The organism is Stenotrophomonas sp. LM091 (assembly GCF_001806305.1).
Taxonomy (GTDB): domain Bacteria; phylum Pseudomonadota; class Gammaproteobacteria; order Xanthomonadales; family Xanthomonadaceae; genus Stenotrophomonas; species Stenotrophomonas bentonitica_A.
Genome location: NZ_CP017483.1, coordinates 2,218,553 through 2,244,443 on the forward strand (window position 1 = coordinate 2,218,553; position 25,891 = coordinate 2,244,443).

The window sequence follows — 25,891 nt, forward strand, 5'->3', positions numbered from 1 at the left end:
AACGGCCGCACAGGGCGGCCGTTCTTCCTCACGGGGGCGATGCCGCTCAGCCCTTGCTGACGGTGGCCACGGCCTTGGCCACGTACTCCAGGTTGCCCTGGTTCAGTGCGGCCACGCAGATGCGGCCGGTGCCCACGGCGTAGATCGCGAACTCGTCGCGCAGGCGGTCCACCTGGGCGCGGCTCAGGCCCGAGTACGAGAACATGCCGGCCTGGTCGTTGATGAAGGCGTACTCCGGTGCGCCGGCGGCGACCAGGTTCTCCACCAGGCCATGGCGCAGGGCATGGATGCGCTCACGCATTTCGGTCAGTTCCGCTTCCCACAGCTGGCGCAGCTCGACGCTGTTGAGCACGCCGGCCACCAGCGCGGCGCCATGGTTGGACGGGCTGGAGTAGATCGTGCGGATGATGCGCTTGACCTGCGACTGCACGGCCTTGGCCGCGTTCGCATCCGGGGCGACCACCGACAGCGCGCCAATGCGCTCGCCATACAGCGAGAACGACTTGGAGTACGAGTTGGCGACCACGAAGCTGTCGATGTCGGCCTCGGCGATGATGCGCACGGCGGCGCCATCTTCGCTGATGCCCTTGTCGAAGCCCTGGTAGGCCATGTCGATGAACGGGAACAGCTGGCGGTCCTTCAGCAGCTCGGCCACCTGCTTCCACTGCGCGACGGTGAGGTCGGCACCGGTCGGGTTGTGGCAGCACGCGTGCAGCAGCACCACGGTGCCCGGCTGCAGCTTGCCGAGGTCGGCCAGCATGCCGTCGAAGTCCACGCCATGGGTGGCGGCATCGAAGTAGGTGTAATCGACCACGTCGAAGCCGGCCGCGCCGAACACCGCGCGATGGTTTTCCCAGCTCGGGTTGCTGATGGCGATGGTGGCGTGCGGCAGCAGCTTGTGCAGCAGGTCCGCGCCGACGCGCAGCGCACCGCTGCCGCCGATGGTCTGCGAGGTGGCCACGCGGCCAGCGGCCAGCAGCGGCGAATCCTTGCCGAAGACCAGCTCGCGGGTGGCCTGGTTGTAGGCCGGCAGGCCGTCGATCGGCAGGTAGCCGCGCGGTTTGGCGTCATTGGCCAGCTGCTGTTCGATCCTGTTCACGGCGCGGAGCAGCGGGATGCGGCCGCTCTCGTCGTAATAGATGCCCACGCCCAGGTTGACCTTGGTCGGACGGCTGTCGGCGTTGTAAGCCTCGGTCAGGCCCAGGATCGGGTCGCCTGGGACCAGTTCCACATTTGCAAAGAAGGACACGGCGGTACTCATTCGGATGACGGAAGGGGGAGGGTGGCGCGACGCAGGATTGGCGGCAGAATCAGCCAAAACCGACCCATCGTAACAAAGCCCTGCCAAGGGCGCCGAGGCCGTCGTCACGTCATCTTCCGTACCATGGCGTGCGGCACGCCCATTTACCGAGGATCCCGCCCCGCATGCTCCGTCTTACCCCGCTGGCCCGCCATTGTGCGCTGGCCTCGGCCGTGTTGCTGCCGTCGCTGGCGCAGGCCCAGAACACCCCCGCTCCCACCGCCCCGATCGAGCGGCTGCCCACGGTCCAGGTCCAGGCTGCGCGCGTGGCGCAGGTGGCCGATATCGACCTGCCCGCCTCGCTGACCACGGTCTGGGTGGATGAAGACCGTACCGGCCCGCTGGCCCAGCTCTCCGAGGCGCTCAACGGCATCCCCGGGGTGGTCGCGCGCGATCGTCAGAACTATGCGCAGGACACCCAGCTCTCGATCCGCGGCTTCGGCGCGCGTTCGACCTTCGGCGTGCGTGGCGTGCGCGTGCTCGTGGACGGTGTGCCGGCCACCATGCCCGACGGCCAGGGCCAGCTCTCCCACGCCAGCCTGCTCTCGGCGCAGCGCGTGGAGGTGCTGCGCGGGCCGTTCTCGGCGCTGTACGGCAACTCCTCCGGTGGCGTGGTCCAGGTGTGGAGCGCGGACGGTGCCGAAGGCGACCCGTGGCGCCTGCGGCTGGATACCGGCAGCGACAACACTGTCAGCGCCGGCGCCCAGCTGCGTGGCGTGCAGGGACCGATCCGCTACAACGTGGCCGCCAACCACTTCCGCACCGATGGCTGGCGCGACCACAGCCAGGCCCGGCGCGAATCGGTCAACGCCCGCTTGGGCACGGATGTCGGCGGCGGCCAGCTGGATCTGGTGCTGAACTACTTCGATGCGCCCGACGCGCAGGATCCACTCGGCCTGACCCGCGCCCAGGTGCGCGAGAACCCGCGCCAGGCCACCGCGGTGGCCACCCAGTACAACACCCGCAAATCCGTGCGCCAGGCCCAGGCCGGGCTGGTCTTCACCCGCACCGAAGGGGCGCAGACCTGGCGTGCGATGGGCTACGCCGGCCAGCGCAGCGTGGAGCAGTACCTGGCGATCCCACCGGGGCCGCAGGCCAACGCGCTGCATGCCGGCGGGGTGATCGATCTGGACGGCGATTACGGTGGACTCGACGCGCGCTGGGCCTGGCACGGCGACTGGGCTGGTCGACCGCTGGACGTGGTGATCGGCGCCAATGCCGACCGTCAGCAGCAGGATCGCCGCGGTTACGAGAATTTCGTCGGTGATCAGGTGGGCATCAAGGGCCGCCTGCGCCGCGACCAGAGCGACCGGGTCGAGAACGTGGACCAGTTCGCGCAGGCGTGGTGGCAGTGGGCACCGCGCTGGTCGCTGTTGCTTGGTATGCGGCACAGCACCGTGCGCTTCCGCTCCAACGACCACTACATCACCGCCGGCAATCCCGACGACAGCGGGTCGCGTCGCTACGAAGCGACCACCCCGGTGGCCGGCGTGGTGTTCCGCGCCAGCGATGCGTGGCGGCTGTATGCCTCGGCCGGGCGTGGCTTCGAGACCCCGACCTTCAACGAGCTGGGCTACCGCGCCGATGGCCAGGCCGGGCTGGCGCTGGATCTCTCGGCGGCCCGCAGCCGCAACCTGGAAGTGGGCAGCAAGTGGCACGGCCAGAGTGGCGTGCAGGTCGAGGCTGCGCTGTTCCGCGCCGATACCGATGACGAGCTGGCGGTGGCGAGCAACAGCGGCGGCCGCAGTACCTACCGCAACATCGGCCGCACCCGCCGCCAGGGCGCGGAAGCCAGCTATGTACAGCCGCTGGGTGCGCAGGCGGATCTCACGCTGGCCTACACCTGGATCGAGGCCACCGTGCGCGACCCGTATGCGCTGTGCGCGGCCAGCGGCTGCAATACGGTGGCGGCCGGGTCACGCCTGCCCGGCGTGCCCAGTCAGCAGTGGAACGCGCGGGTGCAGTACCGCCCGGGAACGTGGCAGTGGGCGGCCGAGATAGTGGCTTCCAGCGACACCGTGGTGAACGACCTGGCCACTGAGCGCGCGCCGGGCTACGCGCTGCTCAACCTGGAAATGTCACGGCGCTGGACCACCGCGCAGGGCACGCTGCGTGCCTTCGCGCGGATCGACAACGCGCTGGACCAGCGCTACATCGGCTCGGTGATCGTCAACGATGGCAACCAGCGCTTCTTCGAGCCCGGCCCGGATCGTCGCTACAACGTGGGCCTGCAGTGGCAGTGGGCGCCCTGATCGCAGCGGCTTACCTGGGCGGCTTGGCCGGCACGAACGGTGAGGTCGGGTCGCTGGCCGGGAAGGTCTCTTCCAGCGCCTCGTCCTGGTTGTCGCTGGCGTGTTCCTTGCGCTGGCGGCGCTGGTATTCATCTTCGCGGCGATGATGGCCGGCGGGGCCTTTCTCGCCGGCCGCCGAATCCTTGCGGTCGCGCGGGACGGGATCGGGCGTGACGGCCACCGGCAGGTGATCGGGTTCGTCGTCGGGCACGGACATGCCGGCGCCGCGGTCTTCGGCGTCCTGGTTGTCATGTTTGGCGCGCTGCTCGCCGGGGACCGGGGCGGTGGCGTCGCGCAGAGGATCGCGGGGCATGGGAGTTCTCCAGTAGCTGTGCAGCCCACTACAGCGCGCGGCGGGTGAAGTCGCTGCGAATCCCGGTGCGTCAACGAATCTGTCACGGCTGGATAACGGCGGCGGGTCTATTCCTGCCTCCCCCACCGCTGTCGGAGTCGTGTCATGCCCCGCCTGGACCGCCGTGCCGCACCCGCGTTGTTCAACGCCTACCTGCAGCCGGAACGGAGCGGGCGCCGCGCGCGCCGCGACCGCGCCGAAGATGCGCAGGCGGTCGCCCAGGACTACCTGCAGTACATGCGCAGTGACTACGAGCAGCGCCGCAGCCAGGGGCGCCGCAGCTGGCGCGACCTGTACCCGGCCTATGCCTTCGCCCTGACCACGCATTACGCCGACTGGCCGCGCGGCGCCGATGACACCGACGGCGAGCTGGCCGAGCACTGGGAACAGATGCGCGGCCAATCGCGGCTGGGCTGGCACCAGGCACGGGCGGTGGTCGAGGATGCCTGGCTGGCGCTGGACCACATGCCGGCGGCGGCGGTGCACGGCCTGCTGCAGTAGCCGCGGGCGTGCAGCCACGGCCTGCACAGGCCGGACACAGGCGTTTCACGTGCGCCGCGGTACAGCTGCCCTCCCTGTAGTGTTGGAGTGGCGCCACCATGGCCCGACCGATCTGGACCGGCACGCTGTCATTCGGGCTGCTCAATGTCCCGGTGTCGCTGATGTCCGGCGAACGCAATGTCGACCTGCACTTCCGCATGCTGGATTCGCGCGACCGCAAGCCGATCCGCTTCGAACGGGTCAACGCCGATACCGGTGAGGAAGTGCCGTGGAAAGAGATCGTCAAAGCCTACGAGTACGACAAGGGCAGCTATGTCGTGCTGGAGGAAGACGACATCCGCTCGGCCGCGCCGCAAAGCCATGAGGCGGTCGAGGTGGAGACCTTCGTCGACGCCGCCACCATCGACCCGCGGTACTACGAGAAGCCCTACCTGCTGGTGCCCGCCAAAAAAGCCGAGAAAGGCTACGTGCTGCTGCGCGAAACGCTGCGCAGCACCGGCAAGGTCGGCATCGCACGGGTGGTGGTGCGCACGCGCGAATACCTGTGCGCGGTGATGCCGCACGGCAATGGACTGGTGCTGATGATCCTGCGTTATCCACAGGAACTGGTCGACCCGGACGAGTACAAGCTGCCCAGCGGCAGCCTCGCCGAGTACCGTATCAACAGCAAGGAAACGGCGATGGCCGAGCAGTTGATCGCCTCCATGTCCGGCGAATGGAAGCCGGATGAGTACCACGATGAATTCCGCGAGCGCCTGCACACGCTGCTGAAAAAGCGGATCAAGGCCAAGGGTGGCACCACCAAGGTGGAGGAAGAGCCGGCCCCGCGCGAGGACGACGCGACCAACGTGGTCGACTTCATGTCGTTGCTGCAGAAGAGCCTGGATGCCAAGAAGCGCACGCCGGCCGCCAAAAAGTCGGCGGCGAAGAAGGCTACGGCAAAGGTCGCCAAACCCACTGCGGCCAAAAAGGCGACCAAGACAGCGGGCAAAGCGGCCAAGAAGACCACCAAGCGCGCGCCCGCGCGCAAAGCCGGGTAAGCCGACGTGTCCCTGCAGGAATACCGCCGCAAACGCCGCTTCGACGGCACCCCCGAGCCGGATGCCGAGCGCCGCGGCGCGCCGGCGCGGCGGCCGATCTTCGTGGTGCAGCTGCACCACGCCAGCTCGCGCCATTACGACTTCCGGCTGGAAGCCGATGGCGTGCTCAAGAGCTGGGCGGTGCCGAAAGGCCCCTCGCTGCGCGTTGGTGAAAAACGGCTCGCGGTGGAGGTTGAAGATCACCCGCTGTCCTACGCGACGTTTGCCGGCGATATCCCCAGCGGCCATTACGGCGCCGGGCATGTGGACGTCTACGACCACGGCACCTGGGCCTGCGATGGCGATCCGCTGGAGGCGATCGCGGCCGGCAAGGTGGACTTCGTCCTGCACGGTGAACGGCTCAAGGGCGGCTGGAAACTGGTGCGCACTGCGATGAAGGGCAAGCAGCACCAGTGGCTGCTGATCAAACGCGATGACGAGGAGGCCAGGGATATGGAGGCTGATGATCTGTTGGAGGCACCGCCCAAGGCAGGCAAGCGCGCAAGCGCGAAGAAGGTTGCCGCTGCCAACGCCAGCAAAGCTGCCCCGGCAAGGAAGACCGCGCCGGCCAAGGCCGCGACAGGTAGCCCCGCACGCAAGGCCGAACGCAAGGCGGACGCGCGCTGGTCCAAGCGCGCGCTGGCCCTGCAGGGCGCTCGCGCAACGCCCTACCCGCATGACTTCAAGCCTCAGCTGACCGATCACCGTGCCACCGCACCGGACGGCGAGCAGTGGCTGCACGAGATCAAATGGGACGGTTATCGCCTGCTGGCCGATGTGCGCGATGGCGTGGTGTCGCTGCGCTCGCGCGGCGGGTTGAACTGGACCGACGATTTTCCCGAGGTGGTGCAGGCGATCGAGCGGCTGCCGGTGCGCGATCTACGCCTGGACGGTGAGCTGGTGGTGCTGGATGCGCAGGGCCGCAGTGACTTTACTGCGTTGCAGAAGGTCATCGATGGCACCGCCAAACAGCCGCTGCGCTATGTGGTGTTCGACATGCCCGGCATCGCGGGGGTGGACGTCAGCCGGGTGCCCCTGCTGGAGCGCAAGGCCCTGCTCAAGGACCTGCTGGGCGCCACGCCGGGCACCCTGGCCTACAGCGACCACGTGCGCGACCACGGCCCGGCGGTGTTCGCCGCCAGTGGCGAGGCCGGCTTCGAAGGCATCATCAGCAAGCGGATCGACGCGCCCTACGTCAACGCGCGTTCGCGCGACTGGATCAAGATCAAGCACGAGAACACCGATGAGTTCCTCATCGTCGGCTATACCGAACCGAAGGGATCGCGCAGTGGCTTCGGCTCGCTGCTGATGGCCACCCCGGACAAGCGCGGGCTACGGTATGTCGGCCGCGTCGGCACGGGCTTCGACGATGCCGCGCTGCGCGCGCTGACCAGGCAGCTGACCCCGCTGACGGTGAAGGACGCGGTGGTCGAGCTGCCTGCGCATGTGCCGTTCACCGCACGCAGCGTGCACTGGGTGAAGCCGGTGCTGGTGGCGGAGGTCGCATTCCGTGGATGGGCCAAGGAAGGGTTGCTGCGCCAGGCCAGCTTCAAGCGGCTGCGCGAGGACAAACACGCCAAGGATCTGGGCGCCACAGCTACGGCCGTCTCCCCCACCCCCTCCACTACCGCGGCCTCCGCCACCCCGGCCGGAACGCGCGGGCGAAAGAAGGCAGCTACGGCCGCGCAGGACGAGAGCACGGTGACGATCAGCCATCCCGAGCGCGTGGTGTTCGCCAAGGCGAAAATCACCAAGGGCGAGGTGGCCGACTACTACCGGCGCATGGCGCGCTGGATCCTGCCCGAGGTGGCGCACCGCCCGCTGTCGGTGCTGCGCTGCCCGGACGGGGTGGACACGCCCTGCTTCTTCCAGAAACACCACGGCACCGGCCTGGGCGGTGCGGTCAAGGCGATTCCGCTGGAGCAGAAGAGCGGGCGCGAAGACTACCTCTACATCGAGGACGTGGAGGGCCTGCTGCAGCTGGTGCAGATGAACACCCTGGAGCTGCATCCCTGGGGCGCCACCGTCGATGACCCCGAACATCCGGACCGGCTGGTGTTCGATCTGGATCCCGGCGAAGGCGTGAACTGGACGCAGATCAAGGCCGCCGCACGCGATGTGCGCGCGCGCCTGCAGGAAGCCGGGCTGGAGAGCTTCGTCCGGCTTTCCGGCGGCAAGGGCGTGCACGTGGTGGTGCCGCTGCAGCCCAAGGCCGACTGGGCGCAGGCCAAGGACTTCTGCGAGGCGTTTGCGCAGGCCATGGCCACCCAGGCACCGGAGCGCTATGTGGCGACGATGAGCAAGGCCAAGCGCGATGGGGTGATCTTCATCGATTGGCTGCGCAATGCGCGCGGCGCCACCAGTGTGAGCTCGTGGTCGCTGCGGGCGCGGCCCGGAGCCGGCGTGGCGGTGCCGCTGCGCTGGGAAGAGCTGGGCCGCATCGCGGCGCCGGACGCCTTCCCGATGGCGAAGGCGCTGCAGCGTGCGGAGCGGCTGAAGCAGGACCCGTGGGAAGGCATCGAGCAGGTGAAGCAGGTGCTGCCCGGCAGCTGATCAGGCGCGCGCTGGCCGGAACCGCGTGCCCACCCACAGGCCCACCAATGCCTGCACAGGCAGCGACACCAGCAGGGTCACCACGAACCAGAACGGGAAATCGCTGCCGAAATCCCAGGCGGTGTAGATCGAGGCGGCCGCGATCACCGCCCACACCACGCCGCCGTGCACACGTGGCCAGGTGGGCGCATAACGGCTGGCGAAGGCGATCGCAGCGATGCCGCTGAGGATCGTCCAGGCCAGGTCCCAGGCCAGCTGCGGCTCGCCGCCCGGCGGAATGCGCAGCAACGGCACCAGCCAGGAACCGAGGCTGTTGACCAGCACCATCACCGCGAACGCGAACACGACGGCCAGCACGGACAGCAGTGGATTCTTCAGGGCGGACCACACAGGCATGGCAGGGGCGTCACGGCGGGAGAGCCGCCATTATGGACGGGTTGCCGCGGCGTGGTTCAGACCCGGCCGGCGGCCTTGAGCTGCGCGAACTCCTCATCGCTGAACAAGCGCGAGCGGACCAGGAAGCGCACGCCCTCGCCGTTCTCCAGCGAGAACATGCCGCCCCGGCCGGGCACCACGTCGATGATCAGCTGGGTGTGCTTCCAGTATTCGAACTGCGCGGGGCTGATGTAGAACGGCGCCCCGCCGATCTCGCCCATGCGCACGTCGCGGTCGCCCACGATGAAATCGCCCTGGGCGAAACACATCGGCGAGGAGCCGTCGCAGCAGCCACCGGACTGATGGAACAGCAGGTCGCCATGGCGGGCCTGCAATGTCTCGATCAGCTGCAGGGCCGGGAGCGTGGCCATTACCTGGAGCGGGAGGTCGGGCATGGTCGGGAATCTCCGGGAGCCGGCCAGCGAGGCCGGCACTACCGTGGAACAGGCGCTGCCGAGGTACGTCGGCAGCGCGCCGTGTGTTTTACGCGTTCATGTCGAGCACCACGCGGCCTTCGATCTTGCCGGCCTGCATGCGCGCGAAGATGTCGTTGATGTTCTCCAGCGAATCGCTGGTGACCGTTGCGGCGACCTTGCCCTGCTCGGCGAATTCCAGCGATTCCTGCAGGTCCAGGCGGGTGCCGACGATCGACCCACGCACGGTGATGCCGTTGAGCACCATGCCGAAGATGTCCAGCGGGAAGTCTCCCGGCGGCAGGCCGTTCAACGAGACCGTACCGCCCCGGCGGACCATGCCCAGTGCCTGCTCGAAGGCCTTTGGCGAGACCGCGGTGACCAGTGCGCCGTGCGCGCCGCCGATCTCCTTCTTCAGGAACGCGGCCGGATCGGTATTGCGCGCGTTGACGGTGATCGTCGCGCCCAGCCGCTCGGCCAGCGCCAGCTTGCCGTCATCGATATCCACCGCGGCCACGTTCAGGCCCATCGCCTTGGCGTACTGCACGGCCATGTGGCCGAGCCCGCCGATGCCGGAGATCACCACCCACTGGCCGGGCTTGGTATCGGTGACCTTCAGGCCTTTGTAGACGGTGACGCCGGCACACAGGATCGGCGCGACCTCGATGAAGCCCACGCCCTTCGGCAGCAGGCCGACATAGGCCGCATTGGCCAGCGCATATTCGGCGAAGCCACCGTTCACCGAGTAGCCGGTGTTCTGCTGCGCTTCGCACAGGGTTTCCCAGCCGCCCAGGCAGTGCTCGCAGTAGCCGCACGCCGAATACAGCCACGGGATGCCGACGCGGTCGCCCTCGCGGATGTGGCTGACACCCGCACCCACCGCCACCACGTGGCCGACCCCTTCATGGCCGGGAATGAAGGGCGGGTTGGGCTTGACCGGCCAGTCACCATCCACCGCATGCAGGTCGGTGTGGCACACGCCACAGGCTTCGATCTTCACCAGGATGTCGCCGGGCCCCGGACGTGGCACCTCGACTTCCTCGATGCGCAACGGCTTTCCGAATTCGCGGACGACAGCGGCCTTCATGGTCTTGTTCATGCGTGGATCTCCGTGGATTGCCAATGACAGCACTGTGGCGCCGGCCGCATGCCGGCGCCTTGATCGGGATCAAGCCCGGCGCGGGCTCAGAAGAAGCCCAGCTTCTTGGGCGAATAGCTGACCAGCAGGTTCTTGGTCTGCTGGTAGTGGTCGAGCATCATCTTGTGGTTCTCGCGGCCGATGCCCGACTGCTTGTAGCCGCCGAACGCGGCATGTGCCGGATAGGCGTGGTAGCAGTTGGTCCACACGCGTCCGGCCTGGATGCCACGGCCCATGCGGTACAGGCGCGACGCATCGCGGCTCCACACGCCGGCGCCGAGGCCGTACAGGGTGTCGTTGGCGAGCTCCAGCGCTTCCTCCTCGGTCTTGAACGTGGTCACCGAAACCACCGGCCCGAAGATCTCTTCCTGGAACACGCGCATCTTGTTGTGGCCCTTGAACACGGTGGGCTTCACGTAGAAGCCGCCGGCCAGGTCGCCGTCCAGCTTGGCCTGCTCACCGCCGATCAACACCTCGGCACCCTCCTGCTTGCCGATGTCGAAGTAGGAGAGGATTTTCTCCAGCTGCTCGGAGGAGGCCTGCGCACCGACCATGGTGTTGGGATCGAGCGGATTGCCCTGCTTGATCGCGGCCACGCGCTTGAGCGCGCGTTCCATGAATTTCTCGTAGATCGATTCCTGGATCAGCGCGCGCGACGGGCAGGTACACACCTCGCCCTGGTTGAAGGCGAACAGCACGAAGCCTTCGATGGCCTTGTCGAGGAAGTCGTCATCCTCGGCCATGACATCGGCGAAGAAGATGTTCGGGGATTTGCCGCCCAGCTCCAGCGTCACCGGGATCAGGTTCTGGCTGGCGTACTGCATGATCAGCCGGCCGGTGGTGGTCTCGCCGGTGAAGGCGATCTTGGCGATGCGCGGGTTGGACGCCAGCGGCTTGCCCGCCTCCACACCGAAGCCATTGACCACGTTGAGCACGCCCTTGGGCAGCAGATCGCCGATCACCTCCATCAGCACCAGGATCGAAGCCGGGGTCTGCTCGGCCGGCTTGAGCACCACGCAGTTGCCGGCGGCCAGGGCCGGGGCCAGCTTCCAGGCGGCCATCAGCATCGGGAAGTTCCACGGGATGATCTGCCCGACCACGCCGAGCGGCTCGTGGAAGTGGTAGGCGATGGTGTCCTTGTCGATCTCCGACAGGCTGCCTTCCTGCGCGCGCACGGCCCCGGCGAAGTAGCGGAAGTGGTCGGCCATCAGCGGCACGTCGGCGTTGAGCGTTTCGCGGATCGGCTTGCCGTTGTCCCAGGTCTCGGCATGCGCGAGCAGCTCGAGGTTTTCCTCGATGCGGTCGGCGATCCTGTTGAGGATATTGGCGCGTTCGGTGGTCGAGGTCTCGGCCCAGGCGGCCTTGGCCGCGTGGGCAGCGTCGAGCGCCGCTTCGATGTCTTCGGCGTTGGAACGGGCGACCTCGGTGAACACCTTGCCGGTCACCGGGGTGGTGTTTTCAAAGTACTGGCCGCTGCGCGGCGCCACCCATTCCCCGCCGATGTAGTTGCCGTAGCGCGGCTTGAAGATGGACTGCGGATCGGTGGCGTGCGGCTTGGCGGACGTGACGGCATTCATGGGTGCATCTCCGGATGGCAGTGGACAGGCCCGGTAAGGGGTCTGTTCCATGGCGCAAGGACGATGCCAGGTTCGGTGTGGTGCAGTGCGGCATGGCGCTACGCGGCGCACGGACTGGAGAGGGCCACTGAAACTGATGCAGTGCACCACGGCCGGTCATTGCGCGGTAACCCCGGGTGTGGTGTTTATCGGAACAGGCCCCGCTACAACTGTCGCAGATTGCGACACTGGAGAACCCAGGTGTCCCAGCTTCCGCTCCAGCACCGTGTCGGCAATGCGCGCCGCTCGTTCTTCGAACGTGGCGCGGCACCGGTCGGTATCGTGCCCGACACCATCCTGCAGTCCTGGCAACGCTGCCAGCGCGGTGGGCTCTCGGTGGATGTGCAGCCGGAGGTCGAGCCGCTGCCGGACGCGCGCCTGCGCGAACTGCGGCAGCGCCAGGAAACCCTGTGGCGGCTGGCGCGCCCGGAGCTGGATGGCCTGGCCGCCGACATCGCCGCGACCGGCAGCATCGCGCTGCTGACCGATGAAGCCGGCTGGATCCTGGATGCCGAGGGCAACCCGGCGTTTCTGGACAAGGCCGGGCGCGTGGCGCTGATGCCCGGCGTGCGCTGGGATGAAACCACGGTGGGCACCAATGCGATCGGCACCGCGATCGTCGAAGGCCGCTCGGTGGAAGTGCGCGGTGGCGAGCACTACTTCGCCCCGCACGCGATCCTGACCTGTTCGGCGACGCCGATCTTCGATCCCTACGGGCAGCGCGTGGGGGTACTGGATATCTCCGGCGATGCGCGCCAGCAGCACCTGCATGCCCGCGTCCTGGCGCGGCAGGCGGTGGCGCACATCGAACACCGTTACTTCGAGGCAGGGCTGGGCGACTGCGAGGTGGTCCGCCTGCATCACGACGCCGGGCTGCTCGGCACCGCGCGCGAAGGCGTGCTGGGCTTCCGCAATGGCCGCCTGGTGGCCGCCAACCGTGCCGGGCTGGCCCTGTTCGGCCTGGACCACGGCGACATCGGCAGGGCGCCCTACGAGGCGTTGTTCGATGGCCCGCTGTCGCGGCTGCACGATGATGGCGCGCTGGTCGACCGCCAGGGACGCGCGCTGTATGGCCACGTGAGCCCGTCCGGTGGCGCCACGGTACGCTCGCCACTGCCCGCGCGGCCGACCCCCGCGACACCCGCGCGCGCCGCTGCAGCTGCGGCGCGGGTGGACGCCACGCCGCTGTTCGATGCGGCCCAGCAGCAGGTGCTCGAGCGCGCCTGCCGCGTGCTGGATGCGCAGCTGCCGGTGCTGCTGCAGGGGGAGACCGGTACCGGCAAGGAAGTCTTCGCGCGTGAGCTGCACCGGCGCAGTACGCGTGCCGACAAGCCGTTCGTGGCGGTCAACTGCGCGGCGCTGCCGGAAGGCCTGATCGAAGCCGAGCTGTTCGGCTACGAGGAAGGTGCCTTCACCGGCGCGCGCAAGAGCGGCAACACCGGCCTGCTGCGCCAGGCCCAGGGCGGGGTGCTGTTCCTCGATGAGATCGGCGACATGCCGCTGGCGCTGCAGCCGCGGCTGCTGCGCGTGCTGCAGGAGCGCACCCTGTCACCACTGGGCGGCGGCAAGCCGGTGCAGCTGGATTTCGCCTTGATCTGCGCCACCCACCGCGATCTGGACCAGGCAATGGCCGCCGGTGACTTCCGCAGCGATCTCTACTACCGCATCGCCGATCACAGCGTGCGCCTGCCGGCGCTGCGCGAGCATGCCGAGCGTGCAGCGCTGGTGCGTGGCCTGTGGCAGCGGCTGGGCCAGGGCCGCGAACTGGAGACCCCGGCGCTGGAGGCGCTGGCTGGATACGCCTGGCCGGGCAACGTGCGGCAGCTGTGTTCCTGCCTGCGCACGCTGGTGGCGCTGAGCGATACGGGTGACGTGATCCGGCACGGCATGCTGCCGGCCTATCTGCAGGCGGCGCCTGCGCCGGTGATGCCGTCCACGGCCGAGGGTCTGGAGGCGATGACCGAAACCGCCATGCGTGATGCGCTGCGCGCCAGCCATGGCAATGTCGCCCAGGCCGCGCGCGCGCTGGGCATCAGTCGCAGCACCCTGTATCGCCGCGTCGGGGCGACGGCCCGACGCCACTGAGGCGGCAGGCCGTGCGGGCTCAGCCGACCAGCGCGGCCGAATCGCGCGCGAGCTGCTCGATGCCGGCCCAGTCCCTGGCCTGCAGCAGCGCCCGCGTGGTGAGCCACGAACCGCCCACGCACAGCACGTTGGGCAGATGCAGGAAATCGCGCGCGGTCTGCGCGCTGATGCCGCCGGTCGGGCAGAACCGCACATCGCCGAACGGGCCGTTCCATGCCGAGAGCATGGCCGCGCCGCCGGCCTGCACCGCCGGGAAGAACTTGAAGGTATCCAGACCCTGCTCCAGGCCGAGCATCAGCTCCGACGAGGTCGCCACGCCCGGCAGGAACGGCAGATCGGTATCGCGCGCGGCGGCGTACAGGCGCAGGGTCGCGCCCGGCGATACCGCAAAGCGCCCGCCCACCTGCTTGACCTTCTCCATCTGCGCGGCCGTCAACACGGTACCGGCGCCGACCACGGCATCGGGCACGGCCTCGACCATCGCCTGGATCGCCTCCATCGCCATCGGCGTGCGCAGCGTCACTTCGATCACCGGCAGGCCGCCGTTGAACAGGGCACGCGCGACCTCGACCGCATCCTCGACATTTTCCGGGGTGAACACCGGAATCACCGGGGCCAGTTTCAGGACTGCGCGTACGCGCGGATCAGCGCCGGACATCGAATCGCTCCTCGCCCGTGAGGGCCATGATGTCAGCCTCGCTGACAGGGTTGAAATCGCCGGGGATGGAATGCTTCAGGCAGCCTGCGGCCAGGCCGAAGCGCACGATCATGTCCGGCGCGAAGCCGCGCATCATGCCATGCAGGATGCCGGCGGCGAAGGCATCGCCACCGCCGATGCGGTCCACGATGCCGATCATCTCGCGGGTGGGTGCCACGGCGCGGGTGCCATCGCGGCCGATCAGCATCGCCCCGAGCGAATGGGTGTCCACACTGTGCGGGGTGCGCTGGGTGCAGGCCATCCACTGCAGCCGCGGGAAGGCCGCGAAGGCCTGCGCGGCGGCTGCATCGACCCGCTCGTGCACATCGGCCTGCCCGAATTCACCCCCGAGCACCACCCCGATATCGCGGTAGTCCGCGAAGACCAGATCGGCGCAGGCGAACAGCTCGCGCAGGATGCCGGGTGCATCACCCTGCCAGCGCGCCCACAGCGACGGGCGGAAGTTGCCATCGAAGGACACCTTCACGCCCCGCGCGCACGCCGCACGCGCGGCGGCCAGCGTGGCCTGGGCCATGGCCGGGTTGAGCGCCGGGCTGACCCCGGACAGGTGCAGCCAGTCGGCACCGGTCAACAGCGTGTCCCAGTCGTAGTCGGCGGCGCTGCTGTTGGCGAAGGCCGAATCGGCGCGGTCGTAGACCACTTCGCTGGCACGCTGCACGGCGCCGGTGGTCAGGAAGTACAGGCCCATGCGGCCCTCGGTGCGGCGCACCGCTGCGGTGTCCACCCCGTGCCGGCGTAGTTCGCCCACGGCGTACTCGCCCAGCGGGTTGGCCGGCACCGTGCTGACCGCGGCCACTGCATGCCCCAGATGGGCCAGAGAGACACCGACATTGGCCTCCGCACCCCCGGCGTGCACGGCCAGCTGCGGGCTCTGCAGCAACAGCTCCCGGCCGGGCGCGCTCATGCGCAACAACAACTCTCCGAAACAGACAACACGACTCATGGTCCTGGATCCTTGTGAGGGCCGCGGCCGCCACGCAGGCGCCCGACAGCAATGGCTAGCGGTGTCATTCTAGCGATGGACGCCGCCCCGTCCACCTGTCCCGAATGTCGGAACCATTGTCCTGCAAGCGTCTGCGGGACATTGAAAGTCTGCTGCGGTGCAAGATGCCGGATCAGTAACGGGCTGTTAACGTCCGCCCTGACCAGCGGTGTCATTGCACTGACATGTCGTTGGATAGCTGTTTCATGTAGCACCTTGGGAGAGGGAAAACATGCAAGTCCAGAACACGCAGAAAAAGACACCGGTTACCTTGCTCGCATTGTCGATCGGCCTGGCGCTGAGTGGTACCGCGCTGGCCCAGGATGCGGGGACCAACCCCACCGATCTGGATACCGTCGTCGTCACCGGCTACCGCGCCAGTGTCGAGAAGGCGCTGGACATCAAGCGCGGCGAAGCCGGCGTGGTCGACGCCATCGTCGCCGAGGATATCGGCAAGTTCCCCGATCTGAACCTGGCCGAGTCGCTGCAGCGCATCCCGGGCGTGGTCATCACCCGTGAGGCCGGCGAAGGCCGCAACATCTCCGTGCGTGGCCTGGGCCCGGACTTCACCCGTGTGCGCATCAACGGCATGGAAGCGCTGACCACGGTCGGTGCCGGTGACCAGAGTGGCGGCACCAACCGCGGCCGCGGCTTCGACTTCAACGTGTTCGCCTCGGACCTGTTCTCGCAGCTGATGGTGCGCAAGACCGCCTCGGCCGACGTCGAGGAAGGCTCGCTGGGGGCCACGGTCGACCTGCGCACCGCGCGCCCGTTCGACTATGACGGCTTCACCTTTGCCGCCAGCGGCCAGGCCGGTTACAACGCGATGGCCGAAAAAGCCGACCCGCGCATGGCCGCACTGATTTCCAACACCTTCGCCGACGGCACCTTCGGTGCCTTGTTGTCGGTGGCCTATTCCGAGCGCCAGGCGCTGGAAGAGGGCTCCAACACCGGCCGCTGGGCCAACGGCCCGAGCAACGGCAACTTCAACGCGGCCTCGCCGTTCGCCGCCGCCCGTTCGGCCGACGTCTACCACCCGCGCTTCCCGCGCTACGTGCAGATGGAGCATGAGCAGAAGCGCCTGGGCGTGACCGGCACCCTGCAGTGGAAGCCGAGCGATGCCACCGAGTTCTCGCTGGATGCGCTGTATTCCAAGATCGATGCGACCCGCGACGAGCACTACATCGAAGCGATCTCCTTCAGCCGTGGCACCAGCACCACGCCGCGCCTGGTCGGCAAGCCGGCGATGATCGTCAAGAACGGCGTGATCGAGAACAACGCACTGGTCTACGGCGAGTTCGACAACGTCGATATCCGCACCGAAAACCGCCATGACGAGTGGAGCACCGAGTTCAAGCAGCTCAGCCTCAATGGCCAGCACCGCTTCGGCGATGACTTCACCTTGTCCGGCAAGGTCGGCATCTCGCGCTCCAAGCACGAGAACCCAGTCCAGACCACGATCATCATGGACAAGTACGACGTCGACAATTACAGCTACGACTACCGGGGCAACAGCCGCTTCCCGACGCTGAACTACGGCATCGACCCGACCAACCCGGCGGGCTGGGAACTGGCGGAAATCCGCCTGCGCCCGCAGTACGTGGACAATGACTTCGATACCGGCCAGCTCGACTTCAACTGGAACATCAGCCCGGGCTTCCGCCTGAAGGGCGGCGTGCTGGCCAAGGACTACACCTTCAAGACCACCGAGCTGCGCCGTGCCAGCGAACTGGCCGTGCCCAACTTCGCCGATGGCACCAAGATCGTGCCGGTGGACATGACCGAGCAGGCCGGCCTGAAGGGCATCAACGGCAGCCCGTCCAACTGGGTGGTGCCGGACCTGAACGCGATTGCCGATCAGTTCGACATCTACAGCAACAGCGGCATCTTCGCCGTCGCCCCGCGCGCCAACAACGTGCGCAGCGTCGAAGAGAAGGACCGTGGTGCCTACCTGATGGGCGAGTTCTCCACCGAACTGGGCAGCCTGCCGCTGTCGGGCAACGTGGGTGTGCGCTACGTGCGCACCAAGCAGAGCTCCACCGGCCTGTCCACGCTGGCCACCGGTACGGTCTCCACCACCGAGAACCGCACCTACAACGACACCCTGCCCTCGTTCAACCTGGTGGCTGAAGTCACCCCGGACTTCCTGATCCGCCTCGGCGCGGCCAAGGTGATGAGCCGCCCGGGCCTGGGCAGCCTGACGCCGGGCGCAACGGTGGCCGTGGCCGGTGGTGCGCGCACCATCTCCAGCGGCAACCCGGACCTGGAGCCGATCCGCGCGACCAACGTCGACCTCGGCTTCGAGTGGTACTTCGCCGAAGGCGCGATGGCCGGCATCGGGCTGTTCTACAAGGACATCGAGAGCTTCGTGCAGACCACCCGCGAAGTGCGTCCGTACTCCGACAGCGGCCTGCCCGCCTCGCTGCTGATCGGCACCGGTGCCTCGCCCGCCGACGACTTCACCTACAGCCGCCCGGTCAACACCCCGGGCGGTGAACTGCACGGCGTGGAAGCCAACTACACCCAGCCGTTCACCTTCCTGCCGGGCAAGTGGTCCAACCTGGGCGTGCAGTTGAACTACACCTGGGTGGAATCGCAGATCCAGTACCTCAACGCGGCGGGCCAGCCGGTGATGAAGACCGACCTGACCGGCCTGTCCAAGTCGTCCTGGAACGCCACGCTGTTCTACGAAGGCAAGGTCTTCTCCGGCCGCGTCTCGGCGACCAACCGCGATGACTACCTGACCCAGGCACCGGGTACGGAAACCGGCTTCAACCTCGACGGTTACCACGGCATGACCGGCACCACCGTCATCGATGCCTCGATCCGCTACACGATCAGCGACCAGCTCGAACTGAGCCTGGAAGGCATCAACCTGACCAACGAAGCTTCCGACGAGTGGGTCTACTCGCCGGCCACCGGTCGCCTGCCGCTGCAGTACACCGAAACCGGCCGCCAGTTCCTGCTCGGCGTGCGCTACAAGTTCTGATTCAACGGCAGTACCCGCCGGCGGCGTGAGTGATCACGCCGCCGGCTGCGCGCGCGCCGCCATCGTTGCCATCCCACGACTCTCTCCAGCGAATGCACGCTGCTGCGGCGCAAGATGCCGCCGCGTGAAGGGTTTGTTACGTTTCGGATGACCAGCGGTGTCACCGCGGCAATGCGCGCTGGACGCTCCGGGGGAGGCCGGACGTCATGACTCATCAACATCACGGTCGCATGGCGGCGAACCCTGGGAGGGGCTTACACACGATGGAACGACTCGACACCCGTAAAAAGACACCGGTTACCTTGCTTGCAGTATCGATCGCCTTCGCGCTGCAGGGCGTGGCTGGCATCGCCGCGGCACAGCAGACGCCGGAACAGGCCGCGTCACTCAACGCGGTCGATCTGGACAAGGTGGAGGTCAAGGCGACCTACCGCGAAAGCCTGCAGCAGTCGCTGGATGAAAAGCGCTACAGCGTCGAGCAGGTCGATGCGATCTACGCCGAAGACATCGGCAAGTTCCCGGATCTGAACCTGGCCGAGTCGATGCAGCGCATCGCCGGCGTCTCGATCGACCGTGAAGGCGGCGAAGGCCAGCAGATCTCCGTGCGCGGCCTGGGCTCGGACTTCACCCGCGTGCGCATCAACGGCCTGGAAGCGCTGTCCACCGCAGGCAGCGGCACCACCGGCGTCAACCGCAGCCGCGGCTTCGACTTCAATACCTTCGCCTCGGAGCTGTTCAGCCGGGTCAAGATCAACAAGACCCAGTCGGCGCAGACCGATGAGGGCTCGCTCGGCGCCACCGTCGATCTTCGCGGCTCGCGCCCGTTCGATTTCGAGGGCTTCCAGGCCTCGCTCGGCGGCCAGTACGGCTTCAACGAGCTCTCCAGGAACAAGGACCCGCGCATCTCCGGGCTGATCAGCAACACCTGGGCCGACGGCCGGGTCGGCGCGCTGATGTCGGTGGCCTACAGCAAGCGCACCATCTTCGAAGAAGGCTACAACCCGGTCCGCTGGGAGCACGGCAACTACCGCAACTCCAACCAGAGCACCGCGGCCAACAACGGCACCTACGGCTTCTGCAGCCCGGCCGGCTACGACCCGCAGACCCCGCGCAACCCGCTGGCCAATGAAACCGCCGCCGGTGTCGGCAGCGCCGCCAACCAGGCGCGCAGCAACGGCTGGGGCAGCTACGGCATCGATGCGACCCACTGCGGCCCCGGCCTGGATCGCCCGGCCGCGACGGCGGAGAACATCGCCGCCTACGAGACCGCGACCAACGCCTGGATCCCGCGTTACCCGCGTTATATCCGCACCGAACATGAGATCGAGCGCCTGGGTGTCACCGGCGCGCTGCAGTTCAAGGTCAGCGACGACACGCAGTTGAACCTGGACATGCTGTACTCCAAGCTCGACAAGAACGTGCGCGAAGACTCCATCGGCGCCAACCTGCATCGCACCGCGCAGTACGGCGGCAAGACCCAGATCGTGGTCCGCGAGGCGCAGGCCGATGAGCAGAACCGCCTGACCTACGGCGTGTTCGACAACGTCGACTTCCGCACCGAATCCACCGCCATCGAAGAAAGCACCGAGTTCAAGCAGTTCAGCCTGAACCTGGAGCATCGCTTCAACGATGCGGTGCGCCTGGATGCCGTGGTCGGCCACTCCGAGTCGAACTATGAGCGGCCGATCTTCTCGATGGTCAGCTTCGACAACAGCAACCTGGATGGCTTCGTGCTGGACATGCGCAACGGCAAGGTGCCGGCGATGTCCTTCCCGTTCGATCTCAACGCCGTGGACAACTGGAAGTGGCTCGGCTACGGCAGCACGCCGGTCAACGCCAACGGCACCGCGCGTGGCGGCAACATCAGTGAAGTGCGCTTGAATCCGCAGTACGTCGACAACGCCTTCGACACGGCCAAGGTCGATCTGACCTTCGATATCAGCCCCACCTTCACCCTGCGCGGCGGTCTGGCCTACAAGGACTACGACATGAGCACGCAGGAGTTCCGCAACATCAGTTACGGGCGCCTGTCGCAGGCACTGCCGGCCGGCGTCACCGTCGGTGACCTGAGCGATACGCTGAGCGGCTTCGGCAAGGGCATGGACGGCAACCTGCCCAACAGCTGGCTGGTGCCGGACTTCAACCAGATCGCCAAGCTGCTGGACATCTACTGCAACTGCGACACCGGTACCCTGGGCGGCGACTACCGCCTGGCCAGCGTGGGCCACTTCGGCGCGTCCAACAACAACTTCGACGTCAACGAGAAGAGCTACGGCAGCTACCTGCAGCTCGACTTCAACACCGACCTGCTGGGCCGCGCGTTCCGTGGCAACCTCGGCGTGCGCTATGTGCAGACGCGGATCACCGCCGATGGCTATGCGCCGTGCACCGCGGCCAATGCGACCGATCTGTCTTCGGCCTGCGCGCCGTTCTTCGGGGTGGCCAGCGCCACCGCCGATCCCGGCGAGCGCCTGCAGGTCGCCACCCGGGTCGGCCACAAGTACGACGACTGGCTGCCCTCGCTGAACCTGGCCTGGGACCTGAGCGACACCTTCGTTCTGCGCTTCGGCGCGGCCAAGACCATGGCCCGCCCGACCCTGTCCAACCTGTCGCCCAGCGTCAGCGGGGGACCCACCGCGTACTTCGATGACGACCGCAGCTACTCGATCAACCTGGGCAACCCCAAGTTGGATCCGTTCCGCTCGACCAACTACGACCTGAGCGCGGAGTGGTACTTCGAGGAAGGGGCCCTGCTGTCGGCGGCGCTGTTCTACAAGGATATCGACAGCTACGTGCAGCGCACGCGCCTGCTCACCACCTGGGCGGACATGGGCTACTCGCTGGACCTGCTGCCGACCGGCTTCAGCCCGGACACCGTGTTCAACGTGCAGAGCTACTTCAACACCCCGGGCGGCCCGCTCAAGGGCTATGAAGTGTCCTACCAGCAGCCTTTCAGCTTCCTGCCCGGCTTCTGGAAGAACTTCGGCGTGCAGCTGAACTACACGCACGTCGAGTCGAAGATCAAGTACATGTTCAGCTCGGGCACCGGCAGCACGATCGTCACCACCTACACCGAGAACGACCTGCTGAATCTCTCGCCGAACTCCTACAACGCCACGCTGTACTACGACGACGGCCGCTTCAGCGCCCGCGTCTCCACCAGCTACCGCGACGCGTACATCAGCACGATCCTCTCGCAGGAGAACGTGTGGGACCTGGACGGCAACCAGTTCGCCACCGCCGACGTGCAGGGCAAGTACAGCGTGGAGAACGTGGACTTCAACATGTCCTACAAGGTCAACAAGAACCTCTCGCTGACCTTCGAGGCGATCAACCTGCTTGACACCGCCGACGAGCGCTACGTCGATTCAGCGCTGTCGCTGCCGGATCGCTACACCCATACGGGCCGCCAGTACTACCTCGGCCTGCGTTACAAGTTCTGACCGTGCTGCGTCTTCCGCCACAGGTATCGCGCCCGCTTGCATCCTTCTCTCCGGGATGGCGGGCGCGGTGCCGGGGCGGGAGGCCACCGTGAGCGGCTGACCCCCGCTGCTGGTTCCGCTGTACTGTTTCTGCTGTCGAAAGGAAGGTCTCATGCATCGCGTTGTCGCCGCCTCGATCCGCCCCTCCCGCCTGTCCGCCAGCCTGCTGGCGCTGCTGCTTGCGGGCAGTGGCACCGCCTGGGCGCAGACCGCGCCCCAGCTGCTGTTCCACGTGTCGGCCGACCAGGGCCTGCAGGCCGATACCGCCGCGGGCGACCCGGTTCCGAACTTCGTGGACAAGGTGAAGCGGGTGCCCGACGGGGCGCATGGCAGTGCGATCGAATGGGCCGATGACGGCGTGCTGTCGTGGAATGCCCCCGGCAACATCCAGGCCCAACGCGGCACGCTGGGCTTCTTCTGGCGTTCGCGCTACGCGGTGGGTGAAGCACCGTTCGTGATCTTCCGGGTTGGTTATGCCGACCACAGCAGCTGGGACATGGCCTGGCTGCGCATCGACTGGAACGGCCACGGCTTCGATGCCTTTGTCACCGATGCCAATCTGGCGCGCACCCGCGTGTCGTTCAAGCTCGACCAGAACCCCTCGCCGCAGCAGTGGCAGCACATCGCCTTCGGCTGGGACGAAAACCACGGCGTGCGCCTTTACGTGGACGGCAAAGAGGTTGCCCGCCAGGAGACCACCGCCGACTACGACGCCGCACTCGATCAGCTCGGCCTGGCCGGACGCGTGATGGCGCCCTACCAGGTGCAGAGCCGTTACAACTTCCTGCGTGGCAGCGACTTCGACGAGATCCGCGTCTACGACCGCCTGCTCGATCCGGCCGGCATGGCCGCACTGGCCCGGAATGCTGCCCCGACCACGGCCGTGGCCGAGCCGGACCCGATGCGCGCCTGGCGCCATCGCCACGGCTGGGACGCAGCGCCGCCGCCGGCACTGAGTGCCCCGACCACCACGATCCGCAAGATCGAGTTCGCCGATACCAAGGACCACAAGCAGTGGATGTGGAAGGCGACCGACGGCATCGCCGAGACCACCTGGCCGGGCGTCTACAACCGCTCGCGGCTGGCCGGGCGCGATGATTACTTCCAGCTGCCGGACTGGAACACCTATGTCGAGGGTGGCCAGCAGCTCGACCTGACCCTGCCGGCCGGTGAAACCGTCAACCGCATCGAAGTGCGCGGTGCAGCGTTTGGCGGGCTCAGCCACAGCGTGGACGGCCAGCCGGCGCAGACCCTGTTCCAGCGCCCGCAGGGCGTGGTCCGCAGCGTCAACAGCATTCCAGCCCAGGACGGCGGCGTGCTGCACTTCCGCAATACCGCGCAGGAAACCCCGATCCAGGAAATCTGGGCCTACCAGGTGAGCGATGCCGCCGAGCCGGAGGGTACGGTCAAGCAGCGCTACCTGATCGACAGCCAGGCGCTGCCGGATTACACCAACATCGCCGCACTGCGCGAGTACATCGACGGCCGCTACCCGGCGGCCGAACGCAGCACGGTGATGGCGCTGCCCAAGGGCGCCGGCTCGCGCAAGCGCACGGCCGACACGCTGCCCGCGCAGCCGCTGCCGATCGTGCACGTGCTGATTCCCTCCGGCGTGAGCGACGCGCCGGCCGCGCAGCCGCTGATCCGCAGCTGGGCACACAGCTGGGAGAACATGCATGACGGCCTGGATGGCATCGCCATCGATCTGCCCAAGCTGGATCTGCCGGCCACGCAGGACGGCCTGATCCCGCTCAACATCCGCATCAAGGATCCGATCTGGCCGGCGCGCGACATGATCGACGTGTCGGTCTCGGTCAAGCCGGGCCAGAAGCGCACCCTGTGGCTGGACCTGCGCGATCGCATCCTGACCGCCGACAGCCTGTGGATCTCCATCGCCTCTGCCGCGCCCGGCTTCAACGCGACCTCGCTGGATGGGGCGGAAATCCGCATGGTCTACAAAGACCGCGAGGAGGCGAAGAAGGAACACATCGCCGACCGCTTCAACCAGGTACGCGACAACTGGGGCTTCCTGGTCGAAGAGCACACCACCTCCAAGCGCCAGCGCCTGTATGCGCGCGTCTATGCCGACCTCAGCGACCTGCTGCGGGTCGATCCGGACCACGAACTGGGCCGGCTGTACTGGAACTACATCAGCTACAACAGCCAGGGCAAACCGCCGTTCACCCAGCCCGACGCGCCCACGGGCGTACCGCTGTGGGCCTTCCGCCAGACCGAAGACCTCAAGTACGTACGCCGCTTCATCGACTGGTGGATCGACAACCGCCAGATTGCGTACGGGGATTTCGGCGGGGGCATTTCCGATGATTCCGATCTCACCCAGCAGTGGCCGGGCCTGGCCCTGATGGGCGTGCAGCCGGACAAGCTCAATGCCTCGCTGACCGCGCTGTCCGATTCGGTGTACCGCAATGGCATGTTCAGCAATGGCTTGAGCACCATCGAGACCGATGAGCTGCATGCCTACGAGGAAGGCATCAACACCAACAGCGCGATGCTCTACCTCAACTGGGGCGATCCGCTCACCGTCGAGCGCCTGATGGAAACGGTGAAGGCCTTCGATGAACGCATCATCCTGCCCAATCCGCAGGGGCATCTGCTGTTCTCCAGCAACTGGTTCGGCGGCAACAAGGTCTACCGCGAGCCGAACTGGCAGTGGCAGAAACCGTACTCCTTCCCGGTGCTGCACCCGGCGTTCCTGATCGGCCAGTACAACGCCGACCCGACCGGCCGCAAGCTGGTCACCGGGCTGGCCGATGGTTACCTGGCCCACGCCTACACCGACGACAAGGGGCGCTGGGCGCTGCCGAACGAGATCCACTGGGCGACCGGCAAGACCCGCGGCGGCGAGCTCAACAACGGCTCGGGCAGCGGCGACATCATGCATACCTTCTGGGCGGCATGGCGCTGGACCGGCGATGACAAGTACCTCAAGGCGCTGGACTACCGCGTGGAGCGCGGTGGCCCGGGTGCCTTGTCCAACCTGGGCGAGAACTACGTCGAGGCGCTGGGCCGCGGTGCCGAGTGGAACCCGCGCTTCATCAGCGATGCCGACGGTGGCAACACCGGCTTCTCCAGTCTGATGGCGTGGCAGGCCACCGGCGACAAGAAGTACCTGGAGGCATTGCACGCTGATGGCATCCAGGCCAAGGCCCAGCGCGAGTACATGAACACCGAAGGCCACTGGTGGTCCGACCGTGTCGAGGCGCCGAGCGAGTTCCTGCAGCGCGCGCGGTTGGGCGGTATCGCGCTCAAGCGCAACCAGAGCTGGCCCGGCCACACCGTGAGCTGGCGCTTCGCCCAGCCGGACGCGGCCGAACAGGTGGCGCTGCTGGTGCACGCGCCTTCGCCGGACCGCTTCAAGGTGATCGCCTACAACCTGGGCACGCGCGCGGTGGACGCGGAGATGAGCACCTGGAACGTCACCGCCGGGCAATGGCGGATGACCAGCGGCGTGGACCGCGACGGCGATGACCGGATCGACGGCAAGGCGACCACGCGCGATCTGGCGCTGGAACGCAGTGCCTCGACCACGCTGCGCTTCGCGCCGGGGCAGAGCCAGGTGTTCGAGTTCGAGCTGGTGCAGGCCGGCACGCCGGTCGAGCAGCGGGCCGACCTCGGCATCGGGCGGGGCGATGTCCGCGTGGAGGGCGGCCAGGTGCAGGTGACCGTGCACAGTCTGGGCCACGTCGCGACCAGCGTGGGCGTGGCGGTGCTGGAAGATGCCAAGGGCCGTGAGCTTGCCCGGGTGGAGATTCCCAGCCTGCCCGCGCCGAGCGATCTGGTGCCGAAAACCACCGCGATCAGCCTGCCGCTGCCGGCGGGGGATCACCGTGGGCTGCGCGTGCGTGTCATGCAGGCCGATGGCGCCGCCGAGGTGACCCAGCGCAACAACCTGGTGGTGCTGGACCGGTAGTGCCATGCCATGCATGGCAGCGACGG

16 protein-coding genes are annotated in these 25,891 nt (G+C 67.4%); 8 read left to right on the forward strand and 8 right to left on the reverse strand.

Annotated features, from left to right (window positions below):
• Positions 1 to 46 precede the first annotated feature (46 nt).
• Entirely contained in the window at positions 47 to 1,249 is a 1,203-nt protein-coding gene (locus BIZ42_RS09630) for an amino acid aminotransferase (RefSeq protein ID WP_070426295.1), read from the reverse strand.
• Between the two features lie 176 nt (positions 1,250 to 1,425).
• On the opposite strand from BIZ42_RS09630, the gene BIZ42_RS09635 reads away from it, so the two are divergent.
• The gene (locus BIZ42_RS09635; RefSeq protein ID WP_070426296.1) at positions 1,426 to 3,552 is read left to right on the forward strand and encodes a TonB-dependent receptor; all 2,127 of its coding nucleotides are present in this window, start codon (positions 1,426 to 1,428) and stop codon (positions 3,550 to 3,552) included.
• A 10-nt stretch (positions 3,553 to 3,562) separates the two neighbouring features.
• On the opposite strand, the gene BIZ42_RS09640 is transcribed toward BIZ42_RS09635, so the two are convergent.
• The gene (locus BIZ42_RS09640; protein ID WP_046272249.1) at positions 3,563 to 3,904 is read right to left on the reverse strand and encodes a hypothetical protein; all 342 of its coding nucleotides are present in this window, start codon (positions 3,902 to 3,904) and stop codon (positions 3,563 to 3,565) included.
• 144 nt (positions 3,905 to 4,048) lie between these two features.
• Between BIZ42_RS09640 and BIZ42_RS09645 the strand changes: the two genes are divergently transcribed.
• The 3 genes from BIZ42_RS09645 (at position 4,049) to ligD (ending at position 8,076) form a co-directional block, all read left to right on the forward strand.
• Positions 4,049 to 4,444: a hypothetical protein gene (locus BIZ42_RS09645; protein ID WP_019184068.1), complete on the forward strand. Its 396-nt coding sequence runs from the start codon at positions 4,049 to 4,051 to the stop codon at positions 4,442 to 4,444.
• A gap of 98 nt (positions 4,445 to 4,542) precedes the next feature.
• Positions 4,543 to 5,484, forward strand: coding sequence for a Ku protein (locus BIZ42_RS09650; RefSeq protein WP_070426297.1), 942 nt, complete (start codon positions 4,543 to 4,545; stop codon positions 5,482 to 5,484).
• Positions 5,485 to 5,490: 6 nt separating this feature from the next.
• The gene (gene ligD / locus BIZ42_RS09655) at positions 5,491 to 8,076 is read left to right on the forward strand and encodes a DNA ligase D (protein ID WP_070426298.1); all 2,586 of its coding nucleotides are present in this window, start codon (positions 5,491 to 5,493) and stop codon (positions 8,074 to 8,076) included.
• On the opposite strand, the gene BIZ42_RS09660 is transcribed toward ligD, so the two are convergent.
• The 4 genes from BIZ42_RS09660 to adh all read right to left on the reverse strand — a co-directional run bounded on the left by BIZ42_RS09660 (position 8,077) and on the right by adh (position 11,639).
• Entirely contained in the window at positions 8,077 to 8,472 is a 396-nt protein-coding gene (locus tag BIZ42_RS09660; RefSeq protein WP_070426299.1) for a hypothetical protein, read from the reverse strand.
• Between the two features lie 56 nt (positions 8,473 to 8,528).
• The gene (locus tag BIZ42_RS09665; RefSeq protein ID WP_026069918.1) at positions 8,529 to 8,906 is read right to left on the reverse strand and encodes a DUF779 domain-containing protein; all 378 of its coding nucleotides are present in this window, start codon (positions 8,904 to 8,906) and stop codon (positions 8,529 to 8,531) included.
• Between the two features lie 88 nt (positions 8,907 to 8,994).
• On the reverse strand, positions 8,995 to 10,023 hold the full coding sequence (gene adhP, locus BIZ42_RS09670; RefSeq protein ID WP_070426300.1) for an alcohol dehydrogenase AdhP: 1,029 nt from the start codon (positions 10,021 to 10,023) through the stop codon (positions 8,995 to 8,997).
• An 86-nt stretch (positions 10,024 to 10,109) separates the two neighbouring features.
• Complete coding sequence (gene adh / locus BIZ42_RS09675) at positions 10,110 to 11,639, reverse strand: aldehyde dehydrogenase (protein WP_070426301.1); 1,530 nt, start codon at positions 11,637 to 11,639, stop codon at positions 10,110 to 10,112.
• Between the two features lie 240 nt (positions 11,640 to 11,879).
• Between adh and BIZ42_RS09680 the strand changes: the two genes are divergently transcribed.
• Positions 11,880 to 13,763 carry a sigma-54-dependent Fis family transcriptional regulator gene (locus tag BIZ42_RS09680; protein ID WP_070426302.1) on the forward strand — a complete coding sequence of 628 codons (1,884 nt, stop codon included), beginning with the start codon at positions 11,880 to 11,882 and terminating at the stop codon, positions 13,761 to 13,763.
• A 19-nt stretch (positions 13,764 to 13,782) separates the two neighbouring features.
• Here the strand turns inward: BIZ42_RS09680 and eda are convergent, their stop codons facing one another.
• Together eda and BIZ42_RS09690 are read right to left on the reverse strand one after the other, a co-directional pair.
• Positions 13,783 to 14,421, reverse strand: coding sequence for a bifunctional 4-hydroxy-2-oxoglutarate aldolase/2-dehydro-3-deoxy-phosphogluconate aldolase (gene eda, locus BIZ42_RS09685; protein ID WP_070426303.1), 639 nt, complete (start codon positions 14,419 to 14,421; stop codon positions 13,783 to 13,785).
• Positions 14,408 to 15,424 (reverse strand): sugar kinase, encoded by a 1,017-nt coding sequence (locus BIZ42_RS09690; protein WP_083279829.1) that lies wholly within the window; start codon positions 15,422 to 15,424, stop codon positions 14,408 to 14,410. The genes eda and BIZ42_RS09690 overlap by 14 nt, the downstream gene beginning before the upstream one ends.
• Before the next feature lie 271 nt (positions 15,425 to 15,695).
• Here BIZ42_RS09690 and BIZ42_RS09695 point away from each other — a divergent pair, with 271 nt between their 5' ends.
• From BIZ42_RS09695 to BIZ42_RS09705, 3 genes are all read left to right on the forward strand, one after another.
• Positions 15,696 to 18,452 carry a TonB-dependent receptor gene (locus BIZ42_RS09695; protein ID WP_070426305.1) on the forward strand — a complete coding sequence of 919 codons (2,757 nt, stop codon included), beginning with the start codon at positions 15,696 to 15,698 and terminating at the stop codon, positions 18,450 to 18,452.
• A gap of 263 nt (positions 18,453 to 18,715) precedes the next feature.
• On the forward strand, positions 18,716 to 21,895 hold the full coding sequence (locus BIZ42_RS09700; protein WP_070426306.1) for a TonB-dependent receptor: 3,180 nt from the start codon (positions 18,716 to 18,718) through the stop codon (positions 21,893 to 21,895).
• A 151-nt stretch (positions 21,896 to 22,046) separates the two neighbouring features.
• A complete protein-coding gene (locus BIZ42_RS09705) occupies positions 22,047 to 25,865 on the forward strand; it encodes a LamG-like jellyroll fold domain-containing protein (protein ID WP_083279830.1) in 3,819 nt (1,272 codons plus the stop codon).
• The last annotated feature ends 26 nt before the right edge of the window (positions 25,866 to 25,891 follow it).

Excerpts from the sequence above, each read along its gene's own strand:
- BIZ42_RS09635 (WP_070426296.1), top strand. The coding sequence starts at position 1,426 with ATGCTCCGTCTTACCCCGCTGGCCCGCCATTGTGCGCTGGCCTCGGCC.
- BIZ42_RS09640 (WP_046272249.1), bottom strand. The coding sequence starts at position 3,904 with ATGCCCCGCGATCCTCTGCGCGACGCCACCGCCCCGGTCCCCGGCGAG.
- BIZ42_RS09645 (WP_019184068.1), top strand. The coding sequence starts at position 4,049 with ATGCCCCGCCTGGACCGCCGTGCCGCACCCGCGTTGTTCAACGCCTAC.
- BIZ42_RS09650 (WP_070426297.1), top strand. The coding sequence starts at position 4,543 with ATGGCCCGACCGATCTGGACCGGCACGCTGTCATTCGGGCTGCTCAAT.
- BIZ42_RS09660 (WP_070426299.1), bottom strand. The coding sequence starts at position 8,472 with ATGCCTGTGTGGTCCGCCCTGAAGAATCCACTGCTGTCCGTGCTGGCC.
- BIZ42_RS09665 (WP_026069918.1), bottom strand. The coding sequence starts at position 8,906 with ATGCCCGACCTCCCGCTCCAGGTAATGGCCACGCTCCCGGCCCTGCAG.
- adhP (WP_070426300.1), bottom strand. The coding sequence starts at position 10,023 with ATGAACAAGACCATGAAGGCCGCTGTCGTCCGCGAATTCGGAAAGCCG.
- adh (WP_070426301.1), bottom strand. The coding sequence starts at position 11,639 with ATGAATGCCGTCACGTCCGCCAAGCCGCACGCCACCGATCCGCAGTCC.
- eda (WP_070426303.1), bottom strand. The coding sequence starts at position 14,421 with ATGTCCGGCGCTGATCCGCGCGTACGCGCAGTCCTGAAACTGGCCCCG.
- BIZ42_RS09690 (WP_083279829.1), bottom strand. The coding sequence starts at position 15,424 with ATGAGTCGTGTTGTCTGTTTCGGAGAGTTGTTGTTGCGCATGAGCGCG.
- BIZ42_RS09695 (WP_070426305.1), top strand. The coding sequence starts at position 15,696 with ATGCAAGTCCAGAACACGCAGAAAAAGACACCGGTTACCTTGCTCGCA.
- BIZ42_RS09700 (WP_070426306.1), top strand. The coding sequence starts at position 18,716 with ATGGAACGACTCGACACCCGTAAAAAGACACCGGTTACCTTGCTTGCA.
- BIZ42_RS09705 (WP_083279830.1), top strand. The coding sequence starts at position 22,047 with ATGCATCGCGTTGTCGCCGCCTCGATCCGCCCCTCCCGCCTGTCCGCC.